This is a genomic window from Nitrosospira sp. TNL200 (genome assembly GCF_055386305.1).
Map to the genome: position 1 here is coordinate 284,919 of NZ_AP041003.1, position 24,868 is coordinate 309,786.

Below are 24,868 nucleotides of genomic sequence, written 5' to 3' on the forward strand. Positions count from 1 at the left end.
ACTGTTACTGGCGCCCGGACGATAACCAGGGGCGGTTGAAAGAATGCTCTTTTTTTCTTCCATTGCGATGGGCGTCGTTATTCTCCTTGCCATTATTTTATTACTCTCGTTTTTTTGGGCGTGCAAGTCCTTTGAGGCGATGCTCGCGATCATTGTCTTTTTATTCTGCCTGGATGCCATCGCGGTTGGACTTCCAATACTGCACATGGGTAAAAATATTCAAGTATTTGACCCTATATCCATAACACTTTTTTTTGCTGGCCTGACCCGGCTTGTTTTCGGGCAGAAAAGCATAGGGGTTCCGCAGTGGCTGCTGATTTCGTTACTCGTGCTGATGAGTGTGCCGTTGAGCCTTGGGTTCAAGCAATACGGCATGGCGGCAGCACCTGATTTCAGATTTTTCTTCCATTTCATGGCGCTTGCACTCTATGCGTCCTCCTTCAACTTCGAGCAGGTCAATTTTACCCGCCTGGCTTCGTACCTGCTCTGGGGGGGGATGATACTCATCCTTCTTGCATTTTGTCGGTGGGCGGCAGGCGCAGCGGGTCTCGCAATTGCGGAATCCTGGCGTGTAGTGGGCGCTGGCCGGGAATTCCGGGTGCTGAATGCCGCGCAGAGCTATTTCATAGCCCAGGCTGGCTTGCTGCTGCTCATCATCGGGGCCTCGGATTGGGGAAACATGGCGCCTGTTAAACAGAAGGCTGTCAAGGCAGGAATCGTAGTGCGTGAATTGGCCTCTTTCTGGCGGCGTTGGGCGATCGTCCTGTCGGGTATTTGCCTCGTCATGGCTTTCGGGTTGATGCATCGATCCGTATGGGTCAGCATGGCGGCCGGCATGGGCTTGCTTGCCTTGTTCGATAGCAGGCAACGTGCCGGCTTGGCTCAAATTCTCCTTGTTTCCGCATTCATCGGCTTCACCGTACTGGTTCCCATGGCTCTGCTGGGTTTCCTGGATTCTTTTATTGAATCACTGGAAGCCTCTTTCACCGAGGTGACAGCACATCATAGCTCGTTTGCGGACCGTTACCTTGGCTGGCAGGCGCTACTCAGTGAATGGTGGGCCGATGGAAACATCCTGACATACGCCCTGGGGCAACCTTTTGGCAGTGGTTATTATCGCAAGATCGCGGAGTTCGGCGCTTCGTATTCGGCTGAATATACGCCTCATAACTTCTATGTCCAGATGTTGCTGCGAACCGGGATGGTAGGACTGGGGCTTTTTCTCTCCCTGGTGGCGGCGACCGGCATGGGTCTTTATCATGCATTATCAAAAATCAAAAGAAGTGGGAACCCGGAGTTCGGTGTACGGTTGTTCCTTCTGGTTTCGCTGGTGATGCAGCTGGTGTTTTTTCTGGCATATGGTGCGCGGCTCGAGCAGGGCCTGCTCTTCGGCCTGGCAATGGCGGCAGCGACTTCCAGGGTTCAGGTACAGAATAGGGGTAAATATTCTTCGGAGGAGTTTGCCTCATGCCGTCCCTAGGCGTTGTGATGACATGCTTCAACCGTCGCGACAAGACGTTGGAGGCCCTCTCTCATATTTTCGATTCGGACTTGCCGGCCTCGGTGCAATTATGCGCGTATGTAACCGATGATGGCAGCTCCGATGGAACCACCGAGGCATTGAGCAAAGCTTTCCCTTCTGTCCGGGTGCTTCATGGCAGCGGCAGTCTTTACTGGAATGGGGGTATGCGGTCCTCCCTGGCGGCTGCATACGCCGACCGGGTTGACTATGTGTTGTGGCTTAACGATGACACATTCGTCACGCGATCGGCGATCCGGGAATTGCTGGATGCCGAGTCCCGGTGCACACAAAAAACAGGTGATGCTGTCGTCATCTCAGGGACGACTCACGATGGTTCGACTGGTTTGGTTACCTATGGGGGGGTCCGATTCCCCGTGTGGTGGAAGAAGACGACTCCACGCGTTGTCGAACCCCTGAATGGCGATGCGGAGTGCGAAACCATGAACGGAAATATCGTACTCGTGCCCCGCGAGGTTTATTTGAAGGTGGGAAACCTGGAAGCCAGCTTCATTCACGGTCTGGGCGATTTCGATTATGGCTTCAGGGTAAGGAAGGAGGGTTTCAGGATTTTTGCGGCCAGCGGCCGTCATGGGTTTTGCAGTCGAAATAATAACGAAGGAACGTTTCGCGATAGTAATTTGACGTTGGGAAAAAGGTGGTCGCTGGTTTGCGGACCGAAGGGGCGCCCTCCCGGACCCTGGGCGGTATTCACCCGGCGTCATTGCGGGCCCCTGTGGTTTTTGTACTGGGCCTGGCCATATCTCTACACGCTTGTTAGCTCCGCAACAATCTCAAGGAGGAAGGAATCATGAAGCCTCGGCAATGGATTCAATCATCTGTTCTAGCGGGTGTTTTCTTCTGTGTTTCTATTTCTGCCGCCATAGCGCAATCAGCCGTCAAGGTGACAGCTCCTGTCGGCACGTCGACCTCGGCATCCTTCGCTCCGCTCGCGGGAGAAGATCCGAAAGCGGGGGTCCCGCCCACATACTTCGGACTGCATATTCATCATATGGATGTGCCTTATAAGGCGGGGGCGTCCTCCTGGCCTTTCGTGCCCTTTGGCAGCTGGCGGTTATTTGGGGCCTATGTGCAGTGGAATGACCTGGAGCCGCAAAAAGGACAATGGAATTTCCAGCGGCTGGACCGGTATGTGGATGAAGCGGGGCGTAACAATATCGAGCTGTTGTTTACGCTGGGGCGCACCCCCCAATGGGCCTCCGCCCGGCCGGACGAAGAGTGCAAAGGTTGTGCTGCCGAGCCGGCATCGATAGAGGACTGGAAAAATTACGTGCGTACCGTCGCGCGCCGTTATAAAGGCAAAATCAAGTTTTATGAGGTCTGGAACGAGCCGAGATTTTATGAACTGGAGAAGGCTCCTCCCAATGCCAAGATCGGCTATTACAGTGGCACGGTGGCCGCCCTGGTCGAACTGGCCAAAGCAGCAAAGGAAGTCCTTGCAGAGGAAGATCCCGCTGCCCGGGTGGTGTCGCCATCATTTGTTTCCGCTGATCTGGGATTGCGGCGCCTGGCCTTTTTCTTCAAGGCGGGAGGAGGTAAATATATCGATATTGCGAGTTTTCACTACTATGTCGATGTTCCCGAAAAAATTCCTGACATCACCCGGAAGCTGAGAAGTATTCTGACGACTTATCAGCTGGATCGGCTTCCCATATTCAATACAGAATCAGGATTTACTTTCGCGAGAGACGATCTTTCGATTGGTCCCGGCGTAAGAAAGGGTTCTTTTGAAGATGTTTTGCCGGATCGCCTGGGAGCAGCCTATGTTTCCAGGGCGCTGATTCTCGGCGCCTCGGACGGTCTGAGACGTTTCTATCTGTTCAATTGGGATGGCGAGCCTCCGCATCCGACGATGGGAATCGCAGCAGTGCGCGGAAGTGTCGCAACACCGATGACTCGAGCATATCAGCAGACCCGGAACTGGCTGCTGGGTTCGGTTGTAGGTCCCTGCGAATCCCAGCGCGGCAAGCTTGTCATCTGCAATATCCAGTTGAAGGGCGGACGAAGCGGATGGCTCGCATGGGCGACGGATCAGGAACTGGTTGCAGATCTGTCTTCGCTTTTGAGTACGGGACATGTTCAGAGGCTGCTGGGTGACGGGGAAGATTCCCTGGGAGATTCTTCAAGGACGACTATAGGCCCGGAACCTGTTCTTATCTATCAATAGCGCTGTAACGAACGGAAGCCTTCTGAATTGAAGATCTGGTTTGAATTGACGAATTCACCTCACATCAACATGTTCGCCACGATGATACGTGAACTGGAGCGCGAACATGAGGTGATCATTACGTCGCGTCCTTTGGCCAACACCATTTCCCTGCTGGAACTCCACGGATTCAAGCATGAGGTCGTGGGAATCCATTATGGGGGCAGCCTTTCGGCCAAGCTGCTGGGGTTTCCTATACGTGTTTTACAGCTGAAGAAATTTCTCGAAGAGCGAGAGATCGATATTTCCATTTCCCAGAGTTCATTTCACTCCCCGGCGGTTTCGCGCCTGCTGCGCGTACGTTCCATTTATATGAACGACAATGAGCATGCAGTTGGCAACGTGCCGGCATTCATATGTGCCCACACCATCATGGTGCCGGAATTTCTGGGTATGGAAAAACTGAGAAGGCAATGGGCAAACCCGAAGAAAGTGATCCATTATCCAGGCGTCAAGGAAGGAATTTATTTGTGGGAGCTCGACGAACGGCTGTCATCTGGGCGCGCGACAATGACAGTGAAAAAATCCGGGAGGATTGTTTATATTCGCCCCGAGCCCTGGACCGCTCAATACTACAAAGGAAGCCGTAACTTTCTTGACGATCTGGTTTTGGGAATGAAAGACCATGTCGATATCATTCTCTTGCCACGAGGCGAGAAGCAAGGCGTGCATTATCTGGACCCCAGGTTTTCAGGTGTCCGGGTCGTTACCACGGCACTGGACATTGCCGATATCGCGCAGGACTGCGACCTGTTTATCGGAGCGGGGGGTACGATGACAAGAGAGATGGCGGTGCTGGGCATACCAACCATCTCCGTTTACCAGGACGAGCTTCTGGATGTCGACCGCTATCTGCTTGCAGTGGGCGCATTCGAGCATAAGCCCGAATTGACATCGATCGAGGCGTTAAGATATCTGGACGTGGCGCAGCAACGTCCGCCGAACCGGGCCCTGCTTGAAAAAGGCAGGGTCGCCTACCAGATGGTCAGGGATGAAATTCTCAACTCATAATCTACTTTAGGAAGCTGAACCATGATTCGCCTTGCTGTCGTTGGTCTCGGAAAGATGGGCCTGTCTCATTATGCGATTATCGCCACGCACCCTCTGGTAAAGATTCAGGCAATATGCGACTCCACGGGGTATGTGCTGGATGTGCTGAAAAAATATACCGGGGTTACCACCTACAGCGATTTCGATGCCATGCTGCGAGAAGTCGAACTCGATGCCGTCATCATCGCCACGCCCTCGAGCATGCACGCAGGAATGGTCAGGGCGGCATTGCAAAAAAACCTCCATGTATTTTGAGAAAAGCCCTTTTGTCTCGATATCGAAGAGGGCCGCGAATTGGCGGATCTGGCGAATGGCAAGGCGCTGGTCAATCAGGTGGGCTACCACAACCGCTTCGTTGGCGCATTCGGGGAGGTAAAGCGTTTGCTCGACCTGGGCGCTATTGGAAAGGTAACGCACATCCTGGCCGAAGCGTATGGTCCGGTCGTGCTGAAGACCAAGGGGACGACCTGGCGGACTCAGCGCCACACCGGAGGAGGATGCCTGTATGACTATGGCGCACATCCGCTCGACCTGGCGAACTGGTATTTCGGGTCGCCTCATGGGGTGGGCGGCTCCGTGTTGAACCCGGTTTTCTCGAAGGATACGGATGATGAGGTTTTCACTACCCTGTATTATGAAGACGGCAAAAGCGCCCAGTTATCGGTGAACTGGAGCGATGAATCAGTCCGGAAGATGACGACCAAAATCAACATTTGGGGGACACAGGGTAGAATTTACGCGGATAGGCAGGAATGCCGGACCTATTTACGCGATGCGGCGCAATTCCCTCCAAATTATCATCAGGGGTGGAATGTCCGCTATACAACGGAGCTGACCGAACCGGTGTGGTTCTATCTTCGCGGAGAGGAGTATTCCGCGCAGCTCGACTATTTCGTGCGGTGCATCGCCGAGAACCGCGCCGCAGACAATGTAAACTCGTTCAAGAGTGCAGTAATCACCGATAACATCATGTCGCTGATAATAGCGGATGCAACCACAAGGACATCCCGACCCGGTGAGGTAATCCCGGAAATTCCTTCAAAGAAACGCGGGTTCTTTTTCCCCAGCCGCAAAACAGCGCAGTAATAATTCCTCGATCAAGATGGAGTAGTTTTTCATGGACCGTTTATTGTTCGGTGATAATCAGTTTTTCGGCGTCAACCATATGTCTGAAGACAAGGCACGGGATCAATCCATCAGGTTTCAGGAAATTCAGAGCATCATCGACGTGCTCGACGATGCTTATGATGAAGGAATAAGATCTTTCATGTGCACCACTCATGACCGCATGACCCTGATATGCGATCACATGCGGGCACATCCGGATCGCTATGGCGATTTTTCGTTTATGCCTTCCATGCCATACGCGCATAAGTATGCAAACGCCGTGACCGAGGAAGGCATGCTGGGCGCGCTCAAACGTTTTTTGCCGGCGGAAGGTTTTCTCAACGCCGCGATGCGGGGCGGCATGTCGTTCGCGAAGAAAGATATTGAAGGTATTACCACGTTGCTGATCGATTCCGAAATGAAAATGTTCTCAGGTCTCAACACGCCAGTCATTTTCCTGCAGAATGTCGTCGTCGACCTGCTGCTCGGTTTAGGCTTCAAGGAAGCATTCCGCATCTTTTCAGCTCATGTGAAGACACGCTATAACGCCGAGCCAGGGTTTATCACAATGAACCTGCCAGCATTGCTCGACGCGCTCGAGGAAGTCGGTTTGACGAATCCGATCGTCTGCTCGAATATCAATAAAATTGGTTTTCGCATGTGCGGCGGGTTCGACGCGTACGAACGTGCGCTTCGCGAAAGAAAATTCCGTGCCATTGCCATGTCGGTATTTGCATCGGGAGCCATTCCCGCGAGAGAGGCAATCGCTTGGGTATGCGAGCAGCCCAATATCGAGGCAATAGTTTTTGGAGCATCGAGCAAGTCAAATATACGGAATACGCGCTCGCTCGTGGATGAATTGTGGTATAATAATTCGCATTCTCAAGCGGTACTTTCGTAGCTCGAAAGCCAGGCCGCTGAATGACAAACAAGTGAGGCCGTTCATCTGGTCTACAGTGGATTTATAGCGCCAGGAAGTGATGCGGCCTCTGGTTCATCACATCACTTGGCTGACAAAACGAATTAGCTCATCATCTTGATCGTCTGGTAGAGCTTTGAGTGACTCCTGAAGCAACGTAGCGAGGGCCTGCGATGCGAAAGGACGGCAAGTCATCCCGCAGCTGGATGAGAGACCCCGTGAAATGGGGAATCAGGCAGCGGCGCATGGCCATAGCCTAATGATCTACTCTTGCTACTGGGCGGCCTTCCATAGGAAGAGGCTGCTTCTTGCTGCGCCACGAAGCGTCGTTGCCTTGTGCGCCATTTATTCAGCGCTTCCCTGAACTTCTCGGGGGTTCCCTGGTTCAGTCACAGTCCTGGCTCTCGCCTGGGGTTCTGGTATTTTTACTCGACCTGTTCAGTTGGCCGGTTCGTCGGGAAGCAGCGCTTCCTCGATTCCAATTCTGAATCATCGTAGTGATGCGTTTCTGTGCCGCTGTTTTACTTTTATTCGGAGCAACCGGTGAAAGCGGGTTGCCCATTCCATCCGGTTATCAGATTTGTCGTTGTTTTTTCAAACTTCCTGCATGAAAGGGTAGAGATTATGGAGTGCGCTTGATGTTGAAAATTTCGGAGATGACTCGTATCAGCAAATTCCAGCTGATTTGTGGCGGCATGCTGCTGCTTGTCTTTATGCGTTCCGCCTGTGCCGACATGGTCTTTGACGGGCGACTCAGCAAGGGAGATTTTTCCCGTTACTGGGTAGTGGAGGCGGATGGATACGCCCCGGTAGGCGTTTTGGCCCCTTTTGGAATCCCGGGCCGAATCGAAAAGCAGCTTGACCCGGCGGGCTCCGGTCAATCCGTCATGCTGGCAACCCGCTTCCTGGGTGATCTGCGGACAAACGGAGGGTTCCGTTCCGAAGTCAGCGCGCCAAAAGATCCCATGGGGTCGGAGCGCTGGTATTCATGGGGATATTATCTGCCCGCCAAGTGGAACGATATGCATGACGGCAACATTATCGCCCAGATACACGACACGCCAGATAGAGGAGAAAGCGATCTGCGAAGGCCGACTCTTGCAGTAGCAGTCAAAGACGATAAAGTAAGCCTCATTAACGCCTTTGACTACGACCGTATTACTTCACCCTCCGGTATCACTCCTGTTGCACATGTGGATTACGAGGTGCGTGAGCTGGCTTCATGGACGCTTGCGACCGATCGTTGGGTGCACCTGGATCTTCATGTAAAATGGGCGGGTGATAATACGGGTTTTCTTGAATTCTGGAAGGACGGCGTTCTTCTTTATCAGGAAAGAAATCATATCAATACTTTCAATGATGAAGGTGGTTTATGGTTTAAAAGCGGCATATATGGCACGCCGAGCGTGGAATGGCCGCACATGAGTGTTTATTCGACCGGGGTGAAAATCGGTGACGGCAAGGAAACATTTCAAACCATGTCCCTGTCGGCCGTTCCCGAACCAAATATCTATCTCATGATGATTGCGGGCTTGATGGGCATCAGTTTTGCTTGCCAAATTCGCCGTTTCAGATTTTCAGGGAAAAATAGCAGGCAAGGATGAAAAAAATATACCTCGTTGCCGGGGCTCGTCCCAACTTCATGAAGATCGCGCCCATCGTTCGCGCCTTGCAGGCAAACGGAAGTTTGGCCTACAGCATTGTTCATACGGGCCAGCATTATGACTACCAGATGAACGACGTGTTTTTTGAGGAACTGGGCATACCCGAGCCAGATATTTTTATGGCGGCGGGAGGTGGCAGCCACTCGCAGCAGACAGCCAAAATAATGGTGGCTTTTGAAGAACTGTGCCAGTCTGACCGGCCGGATGCCGTCCTGGTGGTCGGGGATGTGAACTCGACATTGGCGTGTTCCATCGTTGCTAAGAAACTGAATATCCCGGTATCCCATGTCGAGGCCGGATTGCGCAGCGGGGATATGACCATGCCGGAAGAAATCAACCGCATCGTCACCGATAGTATTTCGGATTTATTTTTCGTTACAGAACCTAGCGGGATAGAGAACCTGAAGCGCGAAGGCAAGGATGCCTCATCGATTCATTATGTCGGACACGTCATGGTGGATAATTTGCTCTATCAGGTCGAGCGATTGGCGAGCACCGATACTTCGGCATATGACACAAGCAGATTCAAGGCAGTGAATCTGGCGAATGAGGGGCGTTACGGAGTGGTGACCTTGCATCGCCCAGGCAACGTCGATGATTCGGGCACAATGGCGCGGATTTGCGGGGCGCTGAAGGAGATCTCGTGCGAGTTGCCTTTGATTTTTCCGGTACATCCTCGTACGCAAGGCAATCTGGAAAAATTCGGTATCGAATTGGGACCGAAGATCACGCTCGTTGGCCCGCAGGCGTATATGCCATTCCTGAATTTATGGAAAGATGCGACGGTCGTTCTGACAGACAGTGGAGGTTTACAGGAGGAAACCACGGCGATGGGCGTACCTTGTATTACCGTTCGCAACAATACTGAACGCCCCGTTACCGTGGAGCAAGGCTCCAACGTGCTGGCTGGCACGGATCCAGTGAATATCGTTGCGGAAACACGCAAGGTGCTGCTTGGCGAAGGTAAGCGGGGGCAACGACCTCATCTGTGGGATGGAAAGGCGGCGGAGCGGATCGTTGCGATTCTGGCGGCGGAGCTTGCAGGATAGTGATAGTTAAGGAAGCGCTGAATAAATCCTCGCTGAGCGCGTTGCTGGTAAAATCGGGATGATCATAAGGCGCGCGACGCAGGTCGTAGCCGGGACTACGATGCCAAGGAGCGCAACGCCATGAGAGCCCGATTTTACCGCAACCTTTATGGGACGGGGCCTTGCGGGCGGTCTGCCTTGTCAGGCTCCTAGCGAAGGGGATCAACCATTCGCGTCGTCGCCTTTCGCGCATCCCATCCCGCAAAGCCACCGCCGCGCCAGCGGAGATTTATTCAGCGCTTCCTTAACTTCAAATAGCGGTGATATGGATCATCCGATGAGAGATGTAGCGAACCATACAGGTGAACGTCGAGTATCGCGAAAGTCTTTGCGGCTTATGGTTTTAAACCAAAAAAGAGCGGTCAGCTACCGGATTTAGGTTTATATCTTGACATCAATAAGAGCCTCCAAATGATTCTTGTAACGGGTGGAGCAGGTTATATAGGATCGCATACCTGTCTGGAACTGCTGAATGCAGGTTTCGAGGTGGCGGTGTTCGATAACTTCTGCAACAGTCATCCAGAGGCTTTATCCCGAGTAGAGGCCATTACCCGCAAGAAACTGCAAGTTATCCCGGGCGATTGCCGGGATCGTGCCGCACTAACGGCGGCGTTGTGTAGCAGCAAGGCGGAGGCTGTCATTCATTTCGCGGGGCTCAAGGCGGTAGGAGAGTCGGTGGAACAGCCTTTGTCATATTACGATAACAACGTGGTTGGCAGCATTCGTCTGCTGGAGGCCATGGAAGAAAGTGGCGTGCATACGGTGGTATTCAGTTCATCCGCTACGGTTTACGGTGATCCGCAACGGTTGCCGTTAACCGAAGATCATCCGCTTTCCGCTACCAATCCCTACGGCCGCAGCAAACTGATGATTGAAGAAATATTACGGGATCTGCACCGCAGCAATAACGCCTGGCGTTGCGGCATCCTGCGTTATTTCAATCCCGTCGGCGCACATTCCAGCGGCTTGATAGGAGAGGATCCGCAGGGAATGCCCAATAACCTCATGCCTTTTGTCTCCCAGGTGGCGATAGGGCGGAGAGAATTTCTCAATGTCTGGGGAGATGATTATCCCACTCCCGATGGAACCGGGGTGCGCGACTATATCCATGTAGTGGATCTGGCCGTGGGGCATATCAAAATTCTGGAGGCCTTGAGCTCCCTCGAAATCGACGCTGGCAGTTGTATGACGATCAATTTGGGCACAGGCATAGGCTACAGCGTTCTGGAGATGGTGCATGCCTTCGAGCAGGCAAGCGGCCGGCCGGTTCCCTATAAAATCGCGCCACGTCGCCCGGGCGACATCGCATCATGCTATGCTGATCCGGCGCTGGCATTCAATCTGCTCGGATGGAAGGCGCAACGCGGTTTAAATGAAATGTGCGCCGATGCCTGGCGCTGGCAGGAAGGCAATCCCGATGGGTATGGCGTCAAGGACCAGGAGATGCTCAGTAGATTCCTTTCCGCGCATTCTACTAATGCGGAGTAGTACCAGTTAAACTTATGCCGGAGGGGCGTGCTCGCGCCATTCAAGTTATTTCTCGACCATTTTTCATATGCAATCATTAATTCCTGTGGTGCTATCCGGCGGTTCCGGAACACGATTATGGCCGTTGTCTCGCGAGAAGTATCCGAAACAGCTATTGCCGCTTACCGGAGAAGATTCCCTATTGCAGGCCACGGTGCGTCGCATGGATGGATTGGCCAACGTAGAGGTTGGAGCTCCGTTGATCGTATGCAATGAAGAATACCGTTTTGTCATAGCTGAACAGTTGCGGCTGATGGGCAAACGGGGGACGATCGTGCTGGAGCCGGTTGGACGCAATACTGCTCCTGCTTTGACGCTGGCGGCACTCGCGGCGGAACAGGAAAAAAGCGATCCGATACTGCTCGTCATGCCTGCGGACCACGTCATCGTGGATGTGCAGAAATTCCAGGAAGTGGTATCCAGCGGGATAGGATTTGCGGCTCAGGGAATGATCGTCACATTTGGAGTCATACCTGAATCCCCCGAAACAGGATACGGCTATATTCAGGCCGGGCAGCCTGTACCGCCAGAGTCTTCCAAGGACCACGCATATCGGATTGTCCGGTTTGCCGAGAAACCGGACGTGGCCAGCGCGAAGGCCTATCTTGATGCGGGTTCTTATTTCTGGAATAGCGGCTTGTTCATGATGCGGGCCTCGGTGTGGCTTTCTTCCATGGAAATTTGCCGAAACGATATCCTGGCTGCTTCCCGAAATGCATGGACTCATCGGTCGGTTGATGGAGACTTTATACGGGTAAAAAAAGAAGAATTTGCCGGTTGTCCAAGCGACTCGATCGATTATGCCGTGATGGAGCGTATTGCCGTCGACCGGGAGTCCTCATTGCCCGGTGGAATCGTGATTCCCCTGTCGGCCGGATGGTCCGATGTGGGAGCATGGGATTCCCTATGGAAGGTTCTGCCGAAAAACGATTCGGGCAATGTGGCCCAGGGAGACGTGCTCCTGCATGACTGCCGCAATATGCTGGTGATGTCCGAGCATCGGTTGGTGGCATGCGTGGGAACAGAGAATATGGTGGTCATAGAAACACCGGACGCTGTCCTGGTTGCGCGGTTGGAAAAAGCGCAGGATGTCAAGCAGATCGTCGATAATCTGAAGCGGGAGGAGCGGCCAGAAGGGCAATTGCATCGAAAAGTTTTTCGTCCCTGGGGCTCGTATGACGGAATCGATATCGGCGAACGATTTCAGGTGAAGCGCATTGTCGTAAAGCCGGGCGCCGCATTGTCATTGCAAATGCATCATCATCGGGCGGAGCACTGGATCGTGGTGCGAGGAACTGCACAGGTGACGCGTGGCGATACGAGTTTTCTGGTGTCCGAGAACGAATCGACCTTTATCCCATTGGGCACGCGGCATCGTCTGGAAAATCCGGGCTGCGTGCCGCTGGAGATGATCGAAGTTCAATCGGGGTCGTATCTGGGCGAAGACGATATTGTGCGTTTTGACGATATATACGGCAGAGATCAACGAGATCAACGTTAAGGAAGCCCTGAACAAGTCCTCGCAGGACGCATCGATGGCGAATCGAAATGATAGGCGCGCGACAAGGCTCTGGCCGGGCGGACTTGCAACGCTGTGGGCATAGAGCGCCATGGCTTTCTGAGCAGGGTCCGAGGGCTTTGCGAAGCGGGGTCGTGCAGGAGTAGGATACTTGACCGCGCCAAAGACCAGGCGCGGTTGCCAACAGCCCGTCGCGGAGGATGGCAACTTCTTCCGGGAGAATCGCCTCACCTGTGAAGGTCCGCCCGACTTTGCCGCGGCCTTTATGGGAGAGGGCTTTGCGGGCGGGCTGCCCTTGCCGGCCTTCTAACGAAGGCATCAATCCCGTCTCCCCGCATCCCACCCAATTAAAGCGGCAATTCCCAGTTCTTTTAATTGTATTTTTTGACTTAAAGCTCTGTTTTGACGTGACTATATCGTCGCTAGTCCGATAGGTCTATTGACCCTGTCGATATAAAGCGTAACCTTCTCCCTACGAGTTTTTGCGTCTGGCGTTCTTCCAGAACTCGTATGAAGTGCTGATTGACCTGGTCTTGGCTAATCGATGGCAGTCGGAGTGCCAAACCGGTATGTGGGTGTGCTAGTAAGAGAAGTTTGTCGTGTAGTCGTATTGTGTCGTACCAAGTTGTAAATACTAATAGGAGGCAAAAGTTATGGTTAATTCTACTTTGAAGCGGGCAGTAGGTATCGCTCTGCTGGCAGGTGCAAGCATGGGCGCAAATGCTACAACCACTGATCTTGGAATGGTGAGTGCCAGTGCGCCCACCACCTTTACGGGATCGGTACTTGGAGGCAGTTCAAGCTTCAGCGACATTTTCACCTTTACCCTGGAGCAGCCTAATGCAGGTTCGGGCTATAGTGTGGTCAATTTCCCGTTGGATCTCGGATCCGCCGGTACCTTGAACACGGTATTGTCCACAATTTCGCTGGTCAGCTTTGGAGCTGACAATGCTTTTGGAGGGGGCGACGACCAGGTTCTTAAGTCGGTTGTACTTCCATCCGCTGGCAATACGCAGAATCATATCAGCCTGACATGGGATCAACCCATCACCGGCGGCGCCTATCTCGCCGTGGGCGGTGTCGTGGACGGTTCGCTGGGCGGGATCTATACTGGATCGATCAGCGCCGTATCTCCCATTCCCGAACCGGAAAGCTTCGCCATGCTGCTGGCTGGTCTGGGTTTGATGGGTGCTGTCATCCGTCGTCGCGGTATCCATAAATAATCCCTTTTACTTACCTGCATTGCTACGTTTTTTTTGGCTATGTCACGGCGCCGTTTCAAATCGACATGCAACGACGTGAAATGGCGCCAATCATCCCGAGACCTGCCAGCAATAGGGCATAAGTATCGGGCTCGGGTATCGGGAGGGCCTGAAGAATGCCTGCGTAGCTGCCCCCCAGATTACCCGTGACGTTTCCGGATACAATGAATCTATAATCCAGCGCAGCGGGTAGAAGTGCGGAAACGGAAAGAATGTCATCAAGAGGATTTACCTGGCTATCACTGGCATAAGTAATGGTATCGGTGGAGTTAGTGAACTTGATATTCATGTTTGATAATTGAAACTCCGGTCCGGGGAAGAACGGGAGGTCAAAATTCACGGTGACCGTAGTTCCTATCGCAGCAGATTGGGGTGAGATATCGAATATGTATACATCATTAAAATGCGAATCCAGGCTTGAAGCTGAAAAGGTATTTCCGATAGAGACGGTCTGGCCGCTTAAATTTCCTAAATCGCCAGGTCCGATGGCGACCGCTGGATTCATGTGTCCGATTAGTAACGGTGCCGCTGATAGGAATAATTTCGTCTTGTTCATTTTATCCTCATAGCATAGATAAGCGAATTGATACAGGAGTCGTTTCGGTGCGATTTACACCGAGTTGCCGCTTCTCTGCTCCTTTATATTCGTCTGCCTGTTGTATCGAGTTTTCAATAAATTTTTCGTTTTTTCCTCGTGGATGTTCAGTGGGGTGAACTGTGACAGAATGATGTGACAGAAAAGCTCTTTCAGGAAACGATGAACATGAGCCCTTAAGCTCATCAGGGGAGTACTGTCGCGATCGTAAGGTCATAATTTTTATTATTAATATATATAAATTTTTTTTCTGCTTGATGGGTGGTTTTCTACATATGAGTTCTCGATAGAGAACAGCTTTTGAACCCCCCTTCTCACTGAGATTTCTGGCTGCAACCGCAAACTTGATGGCATATTTATGCGTGCCGTACCAACCAGGGTATTTCGCGGCATACCAGGGTAGCGCAAGACAATTACCTAATTCATCGACGCCTCTCCGGATCAATTACCACAGGTGTGCCGTGAGCTTTCCGGTTTCGCAGACATCCGCGTTCAAACCAACAGTGCAATTACTTCATCCAAAATGTCTAAGCTGATGTTTTGAAGGGCAGGCTTTTCCTCATCCTCCAGTAGGAACCTATTGGCGGCATCATCCAAAGCGTAGCGTGCCAGCGCACTCGCAAGAAATATTCATTCCGCACGTAATGTCTCGCTCGTACATCCCACCACCCCATACATCCACGCGTCTTCCCAGGCTGAAACTTCAGTAAGAATGCAGGCCCGGCGCAGCACTTTGCCAGCCATATTCCCCGGTGGATCCCGATACTGATAGTCGTGCACTACGTTGGGGAAGCGCGGAACAAATCTCCGCTGGCGCGACGGCGACTCTGGGGAGCGGGATGCGCGAATGGTGCGACTTCGAAGGGGGGAGCAGTTTCTTCCGAAGGACGATCGACCCCGTAGCGGGACGTATGCGCCCCAACAATGCTCGCCTGTTGACTGAACATCTCAGGGTTTGGGTGGAAAACCTCCGTTTGTGCTGGTGGTGGATAACCCGCCACACCGGGATTGACGGCTAGTTACGTCACATTTACGTCACGGCGTAATGGGGAAGGGGAAGCGGGGGAGATTATTTCAGGTTCCTTAAGTAACCCGAAAAACCGGGGAAATTGGTAGGCGCGATTGGACTCGAACCAACGACCCCCACCATGTCAAGGTGGTGCTCTAACCAGCTGAGCTACGCGCCTGGGAGAAGGGGATTTTATCTGAAACAGTGCAAGGGTTCAAATTATAATGCCTCCTTGCAGAGGCAAGTCCTGGACAATGAGAATCCAGGGCTGCTATGTCTTCCCACGTGCTTTCATCGATGATGGAAAAAATCCGTTTATCCAAGTTCCTGTCCCAGCAAGGGCTATGCTCCCGCAGGGAAGCCGATAAATATATTGAACAAGGATGGGTATGGGTGGATGGCAAGCGTATCACCGAACTGGGGACGAAGATTCATCCCGGGCAGGATATCAAGCTGGACGAGGCGGCACGAGCGCAACAGACCAGCCGGATGACCATACTGCTGAATAAACCCATTGGCTATGTTTCCGGCCAGCCGGAGCCTGGTTATCGGCCCGCTATCCAGCTGGTAAATCGGGAGTCCCGGTTTGATGGGGATGAGACGCCGCAGATCTTTCGTATCAGCCATTTAAATGGGATGGCGCCAGCCGGACGACTCGATATCGATTCGTCCGGCCTGCTGGTGTTCACGCAGGATGGGCGTATTGCAAAGCAACTGGTGGGCCCCGAATCGGAAATGGAAAAAGAGTATCTCGTACGCGTTATCGGGATGGCATCCCGGCATGCGCTTGGTCTTTTGAACCATGGCTTGAGTCTCGATGGCGAAGAATTAAAGCCGGCAAAGGTTACATGGCAAAATCAGGAGCAACTGAGGTTCATCCTTCGGGAGGGCAAGAAACGGCAAATTCGACGGATGTGCGAGCTTGTAGGATTAAAAGTGACCGGCCTGAAACGTATCCGTATTGGAAAGATAAGTTTAGGCAATCTCCCAGTGGCTGAATGGCGCTATCTGGGTCCGAAGGAAAGGTTTTGAATGATATCAAAGATGCCGGTCAGACGTGTTCATCAGGTAAACACCGATCCGGGCGAGATCAAAATACTGAAAAAACAGACCCTGAATTAATCCATTACGAAAAATCCGAGTCAACATCGCTCAAGCACATGCCCGCTTCCCTTCCTTTTTCTGGTGGTTTTGCTACGCATCATTAGTCGAGATTTATTGGCGGAGTGCCGCCACGCACCGTTACAATATCCGCTCAGCATCTGGCTGAAAATCTTATTCTTCGGGAAATGACGAAATGCTTCTGGTAACTGGCGGGGCGGGCTTCATCGGCGCCAATTTTATTCTGGATTGGCTGGCGCAAGCTGACGAAGCAATCATCAATCTGGACAAACTGACGTATGCTGGCAATCTGGAGAACCTTGCGGCATTGGCTGCGGACGAACGCCACATCTTCGTGCATGGGGATGTCTGCGATACAGCGCTGGTAAGCAGCGTGCTCGGTCGCTACAAGCCTCGCGCCATTCTCAATTTTGCGGCGGAAAGCCACGTGGATCGATCCATTCACGGCCCGGAAGAGTTCGTGCAGACCAATATACTCGGTACTTTTCGATTATTGGAGGCAAGCCGGGCATACTGGAATGGCTTGAATGACAAAATGAAACGCTGTTTTCGCTTTCTCCATGTTTCCACCGATGAGGTTTACGGGTCTCTGGTACAGGGCCAGCCCGCTTTTTCCGAGACTTTTCCTTACCAGCCTAACAGTCCCTATTCAGCCAGCAAGGCTGCCAGCGATCATCTCGTTCGAGCTTATTACCATACCTATGGTTTGCCTGTACTCACTACCAATTGCTCCAATAACTACGGTCCTTACCAGTTTCCCGAGAAACTCATTCCACTGATGGTCGTAAACGCGCTAGCAGGAAAGCCGCTGCCCGTTTATGGCGATGGCCAGCAAATTCGGGACTGGCTGTATGTAAAAGATCACTGCACGGCTATTCGCCGCGTGCTTGAAGCCGGCGTTGTCGGCGAAACCTATAATGTAGGCGGCTGGAACGAACAGCCGAATATAAAAATTGTCAGGACGATCTGTACATTATTGGATACATTAAGGCCCTTGGTTATCGGCTCCTACCATAGCCTGATCACCTTCGTTTCGGATCGTCCCGGCCATGACCGACGCTATGCGATCGATGCAAGCAAGATCGAACGCGAGTTGGGCTGGAAGCCGGAGGAGACATTCGAAACAGGGGTGGCCAAAACCCTTCGTTGGTATCTCGACAATCCCGCCTGGATCGGCAATGTACAGTCAGGGGCTTACAGGACCTGGATGGAAAAGAATTACGCCGGACGCCAGGTATGAAAATTCTGCTGTTTGGAAAAGGAGGGCAGGTAGGATGGGAACTGCAGCGCAGCCTAGCGCCCCTGGGTGATCTCGTCGCGGTGGATTTTGATACCCGGGAATTTTGCGGGGACTTCACCCATCTGGACGGCATAGCAGAAACCATTCGAGCAGTTGTTCCGGATGTCATCGTGAATGCCGCCGCCCACACGGCGGTGGATAAGGCCGAAAATGAGCCAGAGGCGGCACGCACGGTCAATGCCCTCGCCCCGGCCGCAATCGCCAGCGAGGCTTCCAGGCTTGGCGCGTGGTTGGTGCACTATTCGACCGATTACGTGTTCGACGGTTCAGGAAGCCGCCCCTGGGTCGAAACGGATGACACTCGTCCGCTGAATGTCTATGGTTCCACCAAGCTGGAGGGCGAAGTGGCCATATGCAACTCCGGCTGTAATTATTTAATCTTCCGCACCAGTTGGGTTTTTGCCGCTCGTGGGGGAAATTTTGCCAGGACGATGTTACGTTTGGCCCAGGAACGCGATCGCCTTACCGTGATCGATGACCAGACAGGCGCTCCTACCGGAGCGGATCTGCTGGCCGATGTGACCGCTCATGCTATTCGCACTGCCATGCACAGGAAAGAGGTGGCGGGACTATACCATCTGGTTGCAGCAGGCGAGACTTCGTGGTTTGGCTATGCGCGATTTGTGCTGGATTTCGCACGCGAAACCGGCCTGAAACTCAAAGTCGATCCGGAAGAGATTGTACCCGTTCCAAGCAGCGCGTTTCCCTCTCCTGCCCAGCGGCCGAAAAATTCGCGGCTGAACGCGGCTAAGCTCCAGACAACTTTTGATTTACGCATGCCGCCATGGCAAACTGGGGTCGTGCGTATGCTGACTGAAGTTCTAGAGAAACGAGCATGAATCCAAAGCGTAAAGGTATCATCCTGGCCGGCGGATCGGGTACCCGGCTCTATCCGGTGACGAAGGCTGTTTCCAAGCAGTTGCTGCCTATTTACGACAAGCCCATGATTTATTACCCGCTGAGCACGCTCATGCTGGCGGGAATCCGCGACATCCTGGTCATATCTACGCCGCAAGACACGCCTCGCTTCGAGCAACTACTGGGAAATGGCGAGGATTGGGGTCTCAGTTTGCGCTATGCGGTGCAACCGAGCCCCGACGGATTGGCCCAGGCATTCACTATCGGCAAGGACTTCATCGGATCCGATCCGAGCGCGCTGGTGCTGGGCGACAATATATTTTACGGCCATGACCTGCATGCGCAGCTCCAGCGTGCCATGAGCAGAACGAGCGGTGCAACCATATTCGCCTATCATGTCCAGGATCCACAGCGTTATGGCGTAGTGGCCTTTGATTCCCGGAATCGCGCCACTGCCCTGGAAGAGAAACCTTCAAAACCGAGAAGTAACTACGCCGTCACGGGTTTGTACTTCTATGATAATAAAGTCATCGATATCGTAGGCACACTTAAGCCCTCGGCGCGCGGAGAGCTTGAGATAACGGATGTGAACCGCATCTATCTGGAACATCATCAGCTTGAGGTTGAGATAATGGGTCGTGGTTTTGCATGGCTGGATACGGGTACGCATGAAAGCCTGATAGAAGCCAGCAACTTCATTGAAACCATCGAGCACCGCCAGGGTCTGAAGATCTCCTGTCCGGAAGAAATTGCTTACCGCCAGGGTTTCATCGGGCCGGCACAACTGGAGAAGCTGGCGCAGCCACTGGCGAAAAACGGATATGGCCAATATCTTTTGCGCCTTTTGTCGGAGCAGGTGGTCGAATGAAAATCATTTCCACGGCCTTTCCGGAAGTTCTGATCATCGAGCCTGCTGTTTTTGGAGATACTCGCGGGGTTTTTTTTGAAAGCTTCAACCAGAAAAATTTCGCGCAAGCTACAGGGCTTGACGTAAACTTCGTACAGGATAACCACAGCCGATCCGCCAAAGGCGTCCTGAGAGGTTTGCACTACCAGGTTGTTCAACCCCAGGGCAAGCTGGTTCGAGTGGTGCGAGGTGCCGTATTCGATGTTGCGGTAGATATTCGTAAATCCTCTGCCACCTTTGGTCGATGGACTGGAGTCGAGCTTACTGAAGACAATTATCGCCAGCTTTGGGTACCTCCCGGTTTTGCCCATGGGTTTTACGTGCTGAGTGAAAGTGCTGATTTTCTATACAAGACTACCGATTACTATGCTCCTCATTTCGAGCGCAGTCTGGCATGGAACGATCCGGATCTTGCCATTGCGTGGCCGATAGGCGGAGCCTTGCCTGTAGTATCTTCGAAGGATATGAGCGCACCGACGCTTGCCGATGCCGAAGTCTTCCGATGAGCTTCATCCGCCTCATGTTCCCTATCTGCGTGACCTCATGCTGGCTCGAAGTCGCGCCCAATCCCGTTCCCGATCATGCGCGTTTGATTGAATCTAAACCCGGTGATTGACCCCTCATTTCCAGTTTAGAGCTATGATATACAAAGATTTTCCACAGTACTTGACGTTCACCTGCATGGTGAGTTTGCTACAGGGTGGATTGCGCGATTTTTGGGGCACATGGCTGCGTTGCCAACTCATTGGAATGGAATGGCTATTGCGCGTCGTTGCGCCTTGCCCTGCACGCCAAAAACCGCACACTTTACCGTCCAACTGCCGGATCCGGGTTGAAGGAAAAATCCCGGTGAGGATTTCCGAATGATAGATACCACAGACGGTCGTGAATTTCCCCTGCGGGAGGCTCACAATCTTGTCCGCGATTTGATGACACCCAACCCCTGGATTTATTGGGTAGATTTTCTCTTTCACGTCACTTTGGGATGGTCCGCTTATATCACGGCACTGCTAGCGCCGGTACTGTCGGTCTGGCAGATCGCGGCAGGAATCGTTGCCATTTTTGCCTTTTACCGCGCTGCAATCTTCATTCATGAGCTGGCTCACCTGAAAAAGGGCACGTTCGGGACGTTTCGGATTGTCTGGAACATCATATGCGGCATACCCCTTTTGATGCCTTCCTTCTTGTATGATGGCGTGCATAACGATCACCACAAGCGCGATGTGTATGGTACGAGCAGGGATGGCGAATATGTTCCCTTTGCCACTCTCAAGCCGACCGCGATGATAGGATACGTTTTGCTGTCATTTGTTTTGCCCTTTTTCTTTATCGTTCGTTTTCTCCTGCTTACGCCGCTTTCCTATCTGATTCCGCCACTCCGGAAATTATTGTGGGAACGTGCCTCCTCCCTTACCATCGACATGAGCTACATTCGTGCCGCGGACGCTATCCGGAACGATAGGCATTGGCAACTCCAGGAATTCGCTACGTTTTTATTCATTGCCATTGCCGTTATCTGCATGGTGGCGGGCTTGCTGACTTACAAGGCGCTTTTGCTCTGGTATGTCATAGCAATGTTCATATTCCTGATCAATTCCTTGCGTACGCTCAGTGCTCATGCATACCGCAATCCTGGAAACCAGGAAATGGAATTTGCTGAACAGTATCTCGATTCCATCAATGTTCCCGGCCACTGGCTCATCACCGGCTTATGGGCCCCGGTAGGACTGCGTTACCATGCCACCCACCATCTTTTCATGAGCTTGCCCTACCATAACCTCGGAGAAGCGCAGCGTCGGCTGGTAAACGGGCTGAGTGATAACACGCTTTATGTCAGGACTCTGCGAAAAAGCATGTGGGATGCGCTTCGGCGCATATGGGGTGAGGCCTCCGCGTCGACTCGTATCCCTGTTCCGGACACAGCTCTGGATGATGCGATCCAGAGGCGGAAAAATGCATGATTGGAAAAAAGCCGGGTTCGCTGCCGTTCGCTGTCTGGAAGGCATGCTGTTCGGGATGATCGCGCGATTGCCAAAAAAATTTCTACCATCGGAGTAAGTTGGCGGGCGATCCCGTTTGTTTGAGGCTTCATCGCCCCGTTTACCGCCCAGCTTCCAGATCCTGGAGACGCTACCCTGGCTTTATTGCACCTGTTTCAGCAAAGCCCTGGCTTCCCCGATATCAGCAAAGTTTTTCCCGGTGGCGATGAGTTGTTCCAGTTCCTTGCGGGCGCTGGCCTTGTCATTTGCCTTGATCAAGCCCAAAGCGAGATGATAGCGGATTTCAGGCATATCCGGGGCGAGCGTGGCCGCTTTTCGCAAGAGGGGAAGGCCGCGTGTGGTATTTCCCTGTTCTATCAATATCGATCCTAAAGTGTCCAATACCGAGGGATTGTCTGCGGCAAGCTGGTGTGCTTTTTCGGCATATTCCAGAGCCTGGGAGTCTTTGTTCTGCTGCAAAGCCATCGCCAGGTTATTCAATGCCGCCACATTCTGTGGATGCGTTCGCAGGACAGTTTGATATTGCTCGATTGCCGGCTTGATTTCCCGATCCGTTATATAGGTTTCGGCAAGATACATGCGAACAGTCGCATCGCCCGGGTGCTCCTTGAGCCAATGCACCAGACGCGAATTTGCTTCACTCTTTTTCCCTGTCTGCCTGAGCGAGGCATGCAGCTTCATCAGAAGCAGCGGATCTTTTCCAAGGGAAAGAGCATGTTCATATGCCTTGGATGCAAGAGCAGGATTGTTTTGCTTCAGTTCCAGATCACCTTCCGCCACATAGCCCACCGGCAGTTTTGGATATTGCTTCTGAATCTGTTTTGAGACCGCGAGCGCCCCAGCATAGTTTTTATTTCGAGTTTCCAGCAGAATCTGTGTCAGCTCCGCATCCAGATAATCTGGTTTCAGCGCCAGGGATTTTTTGAGTGCGTCCGACGCGGCAGGCAGATTATCCATTGCAATATGGATTGCTGCAATTCGAAAATGTGCGAGCGGAGACCCTGGCAGCATGGCGACCAGCTTGTTGTAGCTTTCTAGGGCTCCTGCCTTGTCATTGTTCGCAAATTGCGCCTGGGCCAGAAAATCGAGAACATCCGCGTTATCAGGATACGCCCCCCTCAGCTTCTCCACCAGGGAGAGCGCTTTCTGCTTTTCTCCCAAACGAAGATAATGAGCTTCCAGAAGCAGGGCGGGTTCCAGTACATTCGGGTTTTCCTTATATGCCCGTTCCAGCCACATGGTGGCTTCCTTGTTATCCTGGCGATTGAGGGCAATACCGGCCAACGCGGTCATCGCCTGTATATTCTTCTTGTCATTCTGTAGAAGTGCCTCGAAACGCCGTTTGGCTGCCTCGGGCTTGTTTTCCTGCATATCGAGCTGCGCGAGGTTGGTCACAGCAGGGAAATAGGAAGGCTGCAGGGAAAGCGCCTTTTCAAAGCTTGCTCGGGCGCTGGCTGCGTCTTTTTTACTCAGATAAATACCGCCTTTCAGATTCTGGATGAGCGGATTGTCCGGATGCTCCTTTTCGACGGCTTTTGCCGCTGCAAGCGCCTTATCGAATTCCTTGAGACGAAGATGGGCCATCACAAGCAGAATGCCGGCTTGGGATGACTGGGGGTCCAGCTTTCTTGCCGCTTCCAGCTCGGCTATGGCACGATTGTTATCGCCTTGCCCCATCTTGCTCATGCTTAAAGCAGCATGAAGCGTCGCATTTTCCGGTGCCATGCTGCTCGCTTTTTCAAAATACTCCGTCGCTTTTTCGAAATCCCTGGTTTGCATATAGGCTTCCCCCGCCAGGGCGAATAGCTGGGAATCGGGCTGGATGTTTTTATTCTTCAGTGCAGGAGTCAGGATACCAATAGCCCGTTGCCCATCTCGGCTCTTCAGGAGAACAGAAGCCAGCAATTTCCGTGCATAGAGGTTTCCAGGATCTTTCTCCAGATATTGTTTCAGATGCGTTTCCGCTTGTGGCAGAGATCCAAGCGCCAATTGGACTGCACCGCCCAGCAGCAGGCTCGGCAAGTGATCGGGTGCGGCACGAAATACCTGCTGCAGGGATTCCAGCGCGGCAGGGTATTTGCCCTGGCTGTAGTCGAGCAGCGCCTGGGTATAGAAGACCAGCAAGCTGCCGGGAGTTATCTTGCGCGCCGCATCGATGTCCGCTTTCGCAGAATCGAACTTCCCCGCCCCAATTTCCAGGAAAGCCTTGTTGAGGTATGCCGCAGTGTTATTCGGTCTTATTTTAATGACTTCGTTGTATGCTGCGATTGCCGGGTCACTTTTGCCAAGGACGCGTAGCAGGTCCCCCTTGAAAAGCCATGCATCCGAGCTGGAGGGATTTTTCTCCACCGCTTCGTTCGAAAGGCGGGTGGCCGTATCGACATCCTGCTGCATGAGGGAGTACTTCGCCATTCCCACCATCGCATCAGGAAAATGTGGTTGCTTCTCAAGTGCTTGCTCAAACAGTTTTTTTGCCTCCTGAGCCTTGTCAAGAGCCAGGAAGGCAGCGCCGCGCAGCGTCAGGATTTCGGCGGACGCATCATTGCCGGAAAGCGTTTGCGTATCGTCGAGAAGCTGCTGAAACTGACCGAGGCCGAGCATGGCCTGCCCTAGCTCTGGCCATACTTTAGCCGGGTTCATTCCCAGGCTCAGGGCCTTTTGCAGCTCTTTTTCCGCGGACTGCAGATTACCTATATTGTTATAGATGGTCCCGAGCAAATATCGGGCCTCTGTATCATCCGGATTTTGCTGAAGCGAATTCTTGAGCTGGATGATGGCAGCCTTGTTATCTCCTTTTTGCTGATAACTTTTTGCATCCGCCAACAGCGTTTGCGCATCCTGCGGTTTATTGCAGCCCGTCATGGCAAGGCTTGTGAATGTGGCAAGGATCAGCAGGTTCACCAAGGTTGTCTTTATCGCGGGCGATTTGCTCGAATAATGCATAAAAGTCCTTTCTTCCGTCATTACGGATGGATACAGCTCAGGGTTCGGGGAGGTGTTCTTTTCACTCGCCTGAAAAATCCGCTTGTTAGGATACTATCATTCTGGTCGTTATTTCTCAGTATGATATGCTGGCACAAACTGCGGGAGAATTGGCCTTTAGTACAGTTTATTTTAAACAAATCCGGGTACATCATGCGCGCTACGGTATGTTTGCAATGTTTATATCTATACTAAGAAAATTTGAATATAGAA

At 52.6% G+C, this 24,868-nt stretch carries 21 protein-coding genes and 1 tRNA gene; 19 read left to right on the forward strand and 3 right to left on the reverse strand.

Going from position 1 to position 24,868, the window contains the following annotated elements; genetic code table 11:
* Window positions 1-139 precede the first annotated feature (139 nt).
* From ACZ5CE_RS01345 to ACZ5CE_RS01400, 12 genes are all read left to right on the forward strand, one after another.
* The gene (locus tag ACZ5CE_RS01345) at window positions 140-1,480 is read left to right on the forward strand and encodes an O-antigen ligase family protein (RefSeq protein ID WP_464575965.1); all 1,341 of its coding nucleotides are present in this window, start codon (window positions 140-142) and stop codon (window positions 1,478-1,480) included.
* On the forward strand, window positions 1,468-2,334 hold the full coding sequence (locus tag ACZ5CE_RS01350; protein ID WP_464575966.1) for a glycosyltransferase family 2 protein: 867 nt from the start codon (window positions 1,468-1,470) through the stop codon (window positions 2,332-2,334). Before ACZ5CE_RS01345 ends, ACZ5CE_RS01350 begins: the two co-directional genes overlap by 13 nt.
* Window positions 2,331-3,707: an endo-1,4-beta-xylanase gene (locus ACZ5CE_RS01355; RefSeq protein ID WP_464575967.1), complete on the forward strand. Its 1,377-nt coding sequence runs from the start codon at window positions 2,331-2,333 to the stop codon at window positions 3,705-3,707. Before ACZ5CE_RS01350 ends, ACZ5CE_RS01355 begins: the two co-directional genes overlap by 4 nt.
* A gap of 27 nt (window positions 3,708-3,734) precedes the next feature.
* Window positions 3,735-4,757, forward strand: a complete 1,023-nt coding sequence (locus ACZ5CE_RS01360; protein ID WP_464575968.1) for a DUF354 domain-containing protein — start codon at window positions 3,735-3,737, stop codon at window positions 4,755-4,757.
* A 21-nt stretch (window positions 4,758-4,778) separates the two neighbouring features.
* The gene (locus ACZ5CE_RS01365; protein ID WP_464575969.1) at window positions 4,779-5,051 is read left to right on the forward strand and encodes a Gfo/Idh/MocA family protein; all 273 of its coding nucleotides are present in this window, start codon (window positions 4,779-4,781) and stop codon (window positions 5,049-5,051) included.
* 39 nt (window positions 5,052-5,090) lie between these two features.
* A complete protein-coding gene (locus ACZ5CE_RS01370; RefSeq protein ID WP_464575970.1) occupies window positions 5,091-5,882 on the forward strand; it encodes a Gfo/Idh/MocA family protein in 792 nt (263 codons plus the stop codon).
* Window positions 5,883-5,913: 31 nt separating this feature from the next.
* Window positions 5,914-6,804, forward strand: coding sequence for a hypothetical protein (locus ACZ5CE_RS01375; RefSeq protein ID WP_464575971.1), 891 nt, complete (start codon window positions 5,914-5,916; stop codon window positions 6,802-6,804).
* Between the two features lie 752 nt (window positions 6,805-7,556).
* Window positions 7,557-8,426, forward strand: a complete 870-nt coding sequence (locus ACZ5CE_RS01380) for a polysaccharide lyase (RefSeq protein ID WP_464577367.1) — start codon at window positions 7,557-7,559, stop codon at window positions 8,424-8,426.
* The gene (wecB, locus tag ACZ5CE_RS01385; RefSeq protein WP_464575972.1) at window positions 8,423-9,535 is read left to right on the forward strand and encodes a non-hydrolyzing UDP-N-acetylglucosamine 2-epimerase; all 1,113 of its coding nucleotides are present in this window, start codon (window positions 8,423-8,425) and stop codon (window positions 9,533-9,535) included. Before ACZ5CE_RS01380 ends, wecB begins: the two co-directional genes overlap by 4 nt.
* A gap of 450 nt (window positions 9,536-9,985) precedes the next feature.
* On the forward strand, window positions 9,986-11,062 hold the full coding sequence (galE, locus tag ACZ5CE_RS01390; RefSeq protein WP_464575973.1) for a UDP-glucose 4-epimerase GalE: 1,077 nt from the start codon (window positions 9,986-9,988) through the stop codon (window positions 11,060-11,062).
* Between the two features lie 67 nt (window positions 11,063-11,129).
* On the forward strand, window positions 11,130-12,602 hold the full coding sequence (locus tag ACZ5CE_RS01395; RefSeq protein WP_464575974.1) for a mannose-1-phosphate guanylyltransferase/mannose-6-phosphate isomerase: 1,473 nt from the start codon (window positions 11,130-11,132) through the stop codon (window positions 12,600-12,602).
* Between the two features lie 671 nt (window positions 12,603-13,273).
* Window positions 13,274-13,843, forward strand: coding sequence for an FxDxF family PEP-CTERM protein (locus tag ACZ5CE_RS01400; RefSeq protein WP_464575975.1), 570 nt, complete (start codon window positions 13,274-13,276; stop codon window positions 13,841-13,843).
* A gap of 55 nt (window positions 13,844-13,898) precedes the next feature.
* Here the strand turns inward: ACZ5CE_RS01400 and ACZ5CE_RS01405 are convergent, their stop codons facing one another.
* Together ACZ5CE_RS01405 and ACZ5CE_RS01410 are read right to left on the reverse strand one after the other, a co-directional pair.
* Window positions 13,899-14,438: an FxDxF family PEP-CTERM protein gene (locus ACZ5CE_RS01405; protein ID WP_464575976.1), complete on the reverse strand. Its 540-nt coding sequence runs from the start codon at window positions 14,436-14,438 to the stop codon at window positions 13,899-13,901.
* A 1,149-nt stretch (window positions 14,439-15,587) separates the two neighbouring features.
* Window positions 15,588-15,664 (reverse strand) — tRNA-Val (locus ACZ5CE_RS01410).
* Window positions 15,665-15,786: 122 nt separating this feature from the next.
* On the opposite strand from ACZ5CE_RS01410, the gene ACZ5CE_RS01415 reads away from it, so the two are divergent.
* The 7 genes from ACZ5CE_RS01415 (at window position 15,787) to ACZ5CE_RS01445 (ending at window position 21,634) form a co-directional block, all read left to right on the forward strand.
* Complete coding sequence (locus tag ACZ5CE_RS01415; protein WP_464577368.1) at window positions 15,787-16,518, forward strand: pseudouridine synthase; 732 nt, start codon at window positions 15,787-15,789, stop codon at window positions 16,516-16,518.
* A complete protein-coding gene (locus ACZ5CE_RS01420; protein ID WP_464575977.1) occupies window positions 16,515-16,694 on the forward strand; it encodes a hypothetical protein in 180 nt (59 codons plus the stop codon). Before ACZ5CE_RS01415 ends, ACZ5CE_RS01420 begins: the two co-directional genes overlap by 4 nt.
* An 89-nt stretch (window positions 16,695-16,783) precedes the next feature.
* Window positions 16,784-17,848: a dTDP-glucose 4,6-dehydratase gene (gene rfbB, locus ACZ5CE_RS01425; RefSeq protein ID WP_464575978.1), complete on the forward strand. Its 1,065-nt coding sequence runs from the start codon at window positions 16,784-16,786 to the stop codon at window positions 17,846-17,848.
* Window positions 17,845-18,747 carry a dTDP-4-dehydrorhamnose reductase gene (gene rfbD / locus ACZ5CE_RS01430; protein ID WP_464575979.1) on the forward strand — a complete coding sequence of 301 codons (903 nt, stop codon included), beginning with the start codon at window positions 17,845-17,847 and terminating at the stop codon, window positions 18,745-18,747. Before rfbB ends, rfbD begins: the two co-directional genes overlap by 4 nt.
* Window positions 18,744-19,634, forward strand: coding sequence for a glucose-1-phosphate thymidylyltransferase RfbA (gene rfbA / locus ACZ5CE_RS01435; protein ID WP_464575980.1), 891 nt, complete (start codon window positions 18,744-18,746; stop codon window positions 19,632-19,634). The genes rfbD and rfbA overlap by 4 nt, the downstream gene beginning before the upstream one ends.
* Window positions 19,631-20,179, forward strand: a complete 549-nt coding sequence (gene rfbC, locus ACZ5CE_RS01440) for a dTDP-4-dehydrorhamnose 3,5-epimerase (RefSeq protein WP_464575981.1) — start codon at window positions 19,631-19,633, stop codon at window positions 20,177-20,179. Before rfbA ends, rfbC begins: the two co-directional genes overlap by 4 nt.
* A gap of 357 nt (window positions 20,180-20,536) precedes the next feature.
* Window positions 20,537-21,634: a fatty acid desaturase family protein gene (locus ACZ5CE_RS01445; protein ID WP_464575982.1), complete on the forward strand. Its 1,098-nt coding sequence runs from the start codon at window positions 20,537-20,539 to the stop codon at window positions 21,632-21,634.
* 180 nt (window positions 21,635-21,814) lie between these two features.
* On the opposite strand, the gene prsT is transcribed toward ACZ5CE_RS01445, so the two are convergent.
* The gene (gene prsT, locus ACZ5CE_RS01450) at window positions 21,815-24,574 is read right to left on the reverse strand and encodes an XrtA/PEP-CTERM system TPR-repeat protein PrsT (protein ID WP_464575983.1); all 2,760 of its coding nucleotides are present in this window, start codon (window positions 24,572-24,574) and stop codon (window positions 21,815-21,817) included.
* Window positions 24,575-24,868: the final 294 nt, after the last annotated feature.

What these genes read in the sequence shown, in the direction of transcription:
- ACZ5CE_RS01405 (WP_464575976.1), bottom strand. Translation starts at nt 14,438, where the DNA reads ATGAACAAGACGAAATTATTCCTATCAGCGGCACCGTTACTAATCGGA.
- ACZ5CE_RS01380 (WP_464577367.1), top strand. Translation starts at nt 7,557, where the DNA reads ATGGTCTTTGACGGGCGACTCAGCAAGGGAGATTTTTCCCGTTACTGG.
- ACZ5CE_RS01375 (WP_464575971.1), top strand. Translation starts at nt 5,914, where the DNA reads ATGGACCGTTTATTGTTCGGTGATAATCAGTTTTTCGGCGTCAACCAT.
- ACZ5CE_RS01355 (WP_464575967.1), top strand. Translation starts at nt 2,331, where the DNA reads ATGAAGCCTCGGCAATGGATTCAATCATCTGTTCTAGCGGGTGTTTTC.
- ACZ5CE_RS01350 (WP_464575966.1), top strand. Translation starts at nt 1,468, where the DNA reads ATGCCGTCCCTAGGCGTTGTGATGACATGCTTCAACCGTCGCGACAAG.
- rfbB (WP_464575978.1), top strand. Translation starts at nt 16,784, where the DNA reads ATGCTTCTGGTAACTGGCGGGGCGGGCTTCATCGGCGCCAATTTTATT.
- wecB (WP_464575972.1), top strand. Translation starts at nt 8,423, where the DNA reads ATGAAAAAAATATACCTCGTTGCCGGGGCTCGTCCCAACTTCATGAAG.
- ACZ5CE_RS01365 (WP_464575969.1), top strand. Translation starts at nt 4,779, where the DNA reads ATGATTCGCCTTGCTGTCGTTGGTCTCGGAAAGATGGGCCTGTCTCAT.
- ACZ5CE_RS01415 (WP_464577368.1), top strand. Translation starts at nt 15,787, where the DNA reads ATGGAAAAAATCCGTTTATCCAAGTTCCTGTCCCAGCAAGGGCTATGC.
- rfbC (WP_464575981.1), top strand. Translation starts at nt 19,631, where the DNA reads ATGAAAATCATTTCCACGGCCTTTCCGGAAGTTCTGATCATCGAGCCT.
- rfbD (WP_464575979.1), top strand. Translation starts at nt 17,845, where the DNA reads ATGAAAATTCTGCTGTTTGGAAAAGGAGGGCAGGTAGGATGGGAACTG.
- galE (WP_464575973.1), top strand. Translation starts at nt 9,986, where the DNA reads ATGATTCTTGTAACGGGTGGAGCAGGTTATATAGGATCGCATACCTGT.
- rfbA (WP_464575980.1), top strand. Translation starts at nt 18,744, where the DNA reads ATGAATCCAAAGCGTAAAGGTATCATCCTGGCCGGCGGATCGGGTACC.
- ACZ5CE_RS01345 (WP_464575965.1), top strand. Translation starts at nt 140, where the DNA reads ATGCTCGCGATCATTGTCTTTTTATTCTGCCTGGATGCCATCGCGGTT.
- ACZ5CE_RS01445 (WP_464575982.1), top strand. Translation starts at nt 20,537, where the DNA reads ATGATAGATACCACAGACGGTCGTGAATTTCCCCTGCGGGAGGCTCAC.
- ACZ5CE_RS01395 (WP_464575974.1), top strand. Translation starts at nt 11,130, where the DNA reads ATGCAATCATTAATTCCTGTGGTGCTATCCGGCGGTTCCGGAACACGA.
- ACZ5CE_RS01400 (WP_464575975.1), top strand. Translation starts at nt 13,274, where the DNA reads ATGGTTAATTCTACTTTGAAGCGGGCAGTAGGTATCGCTCTGCTGGCA.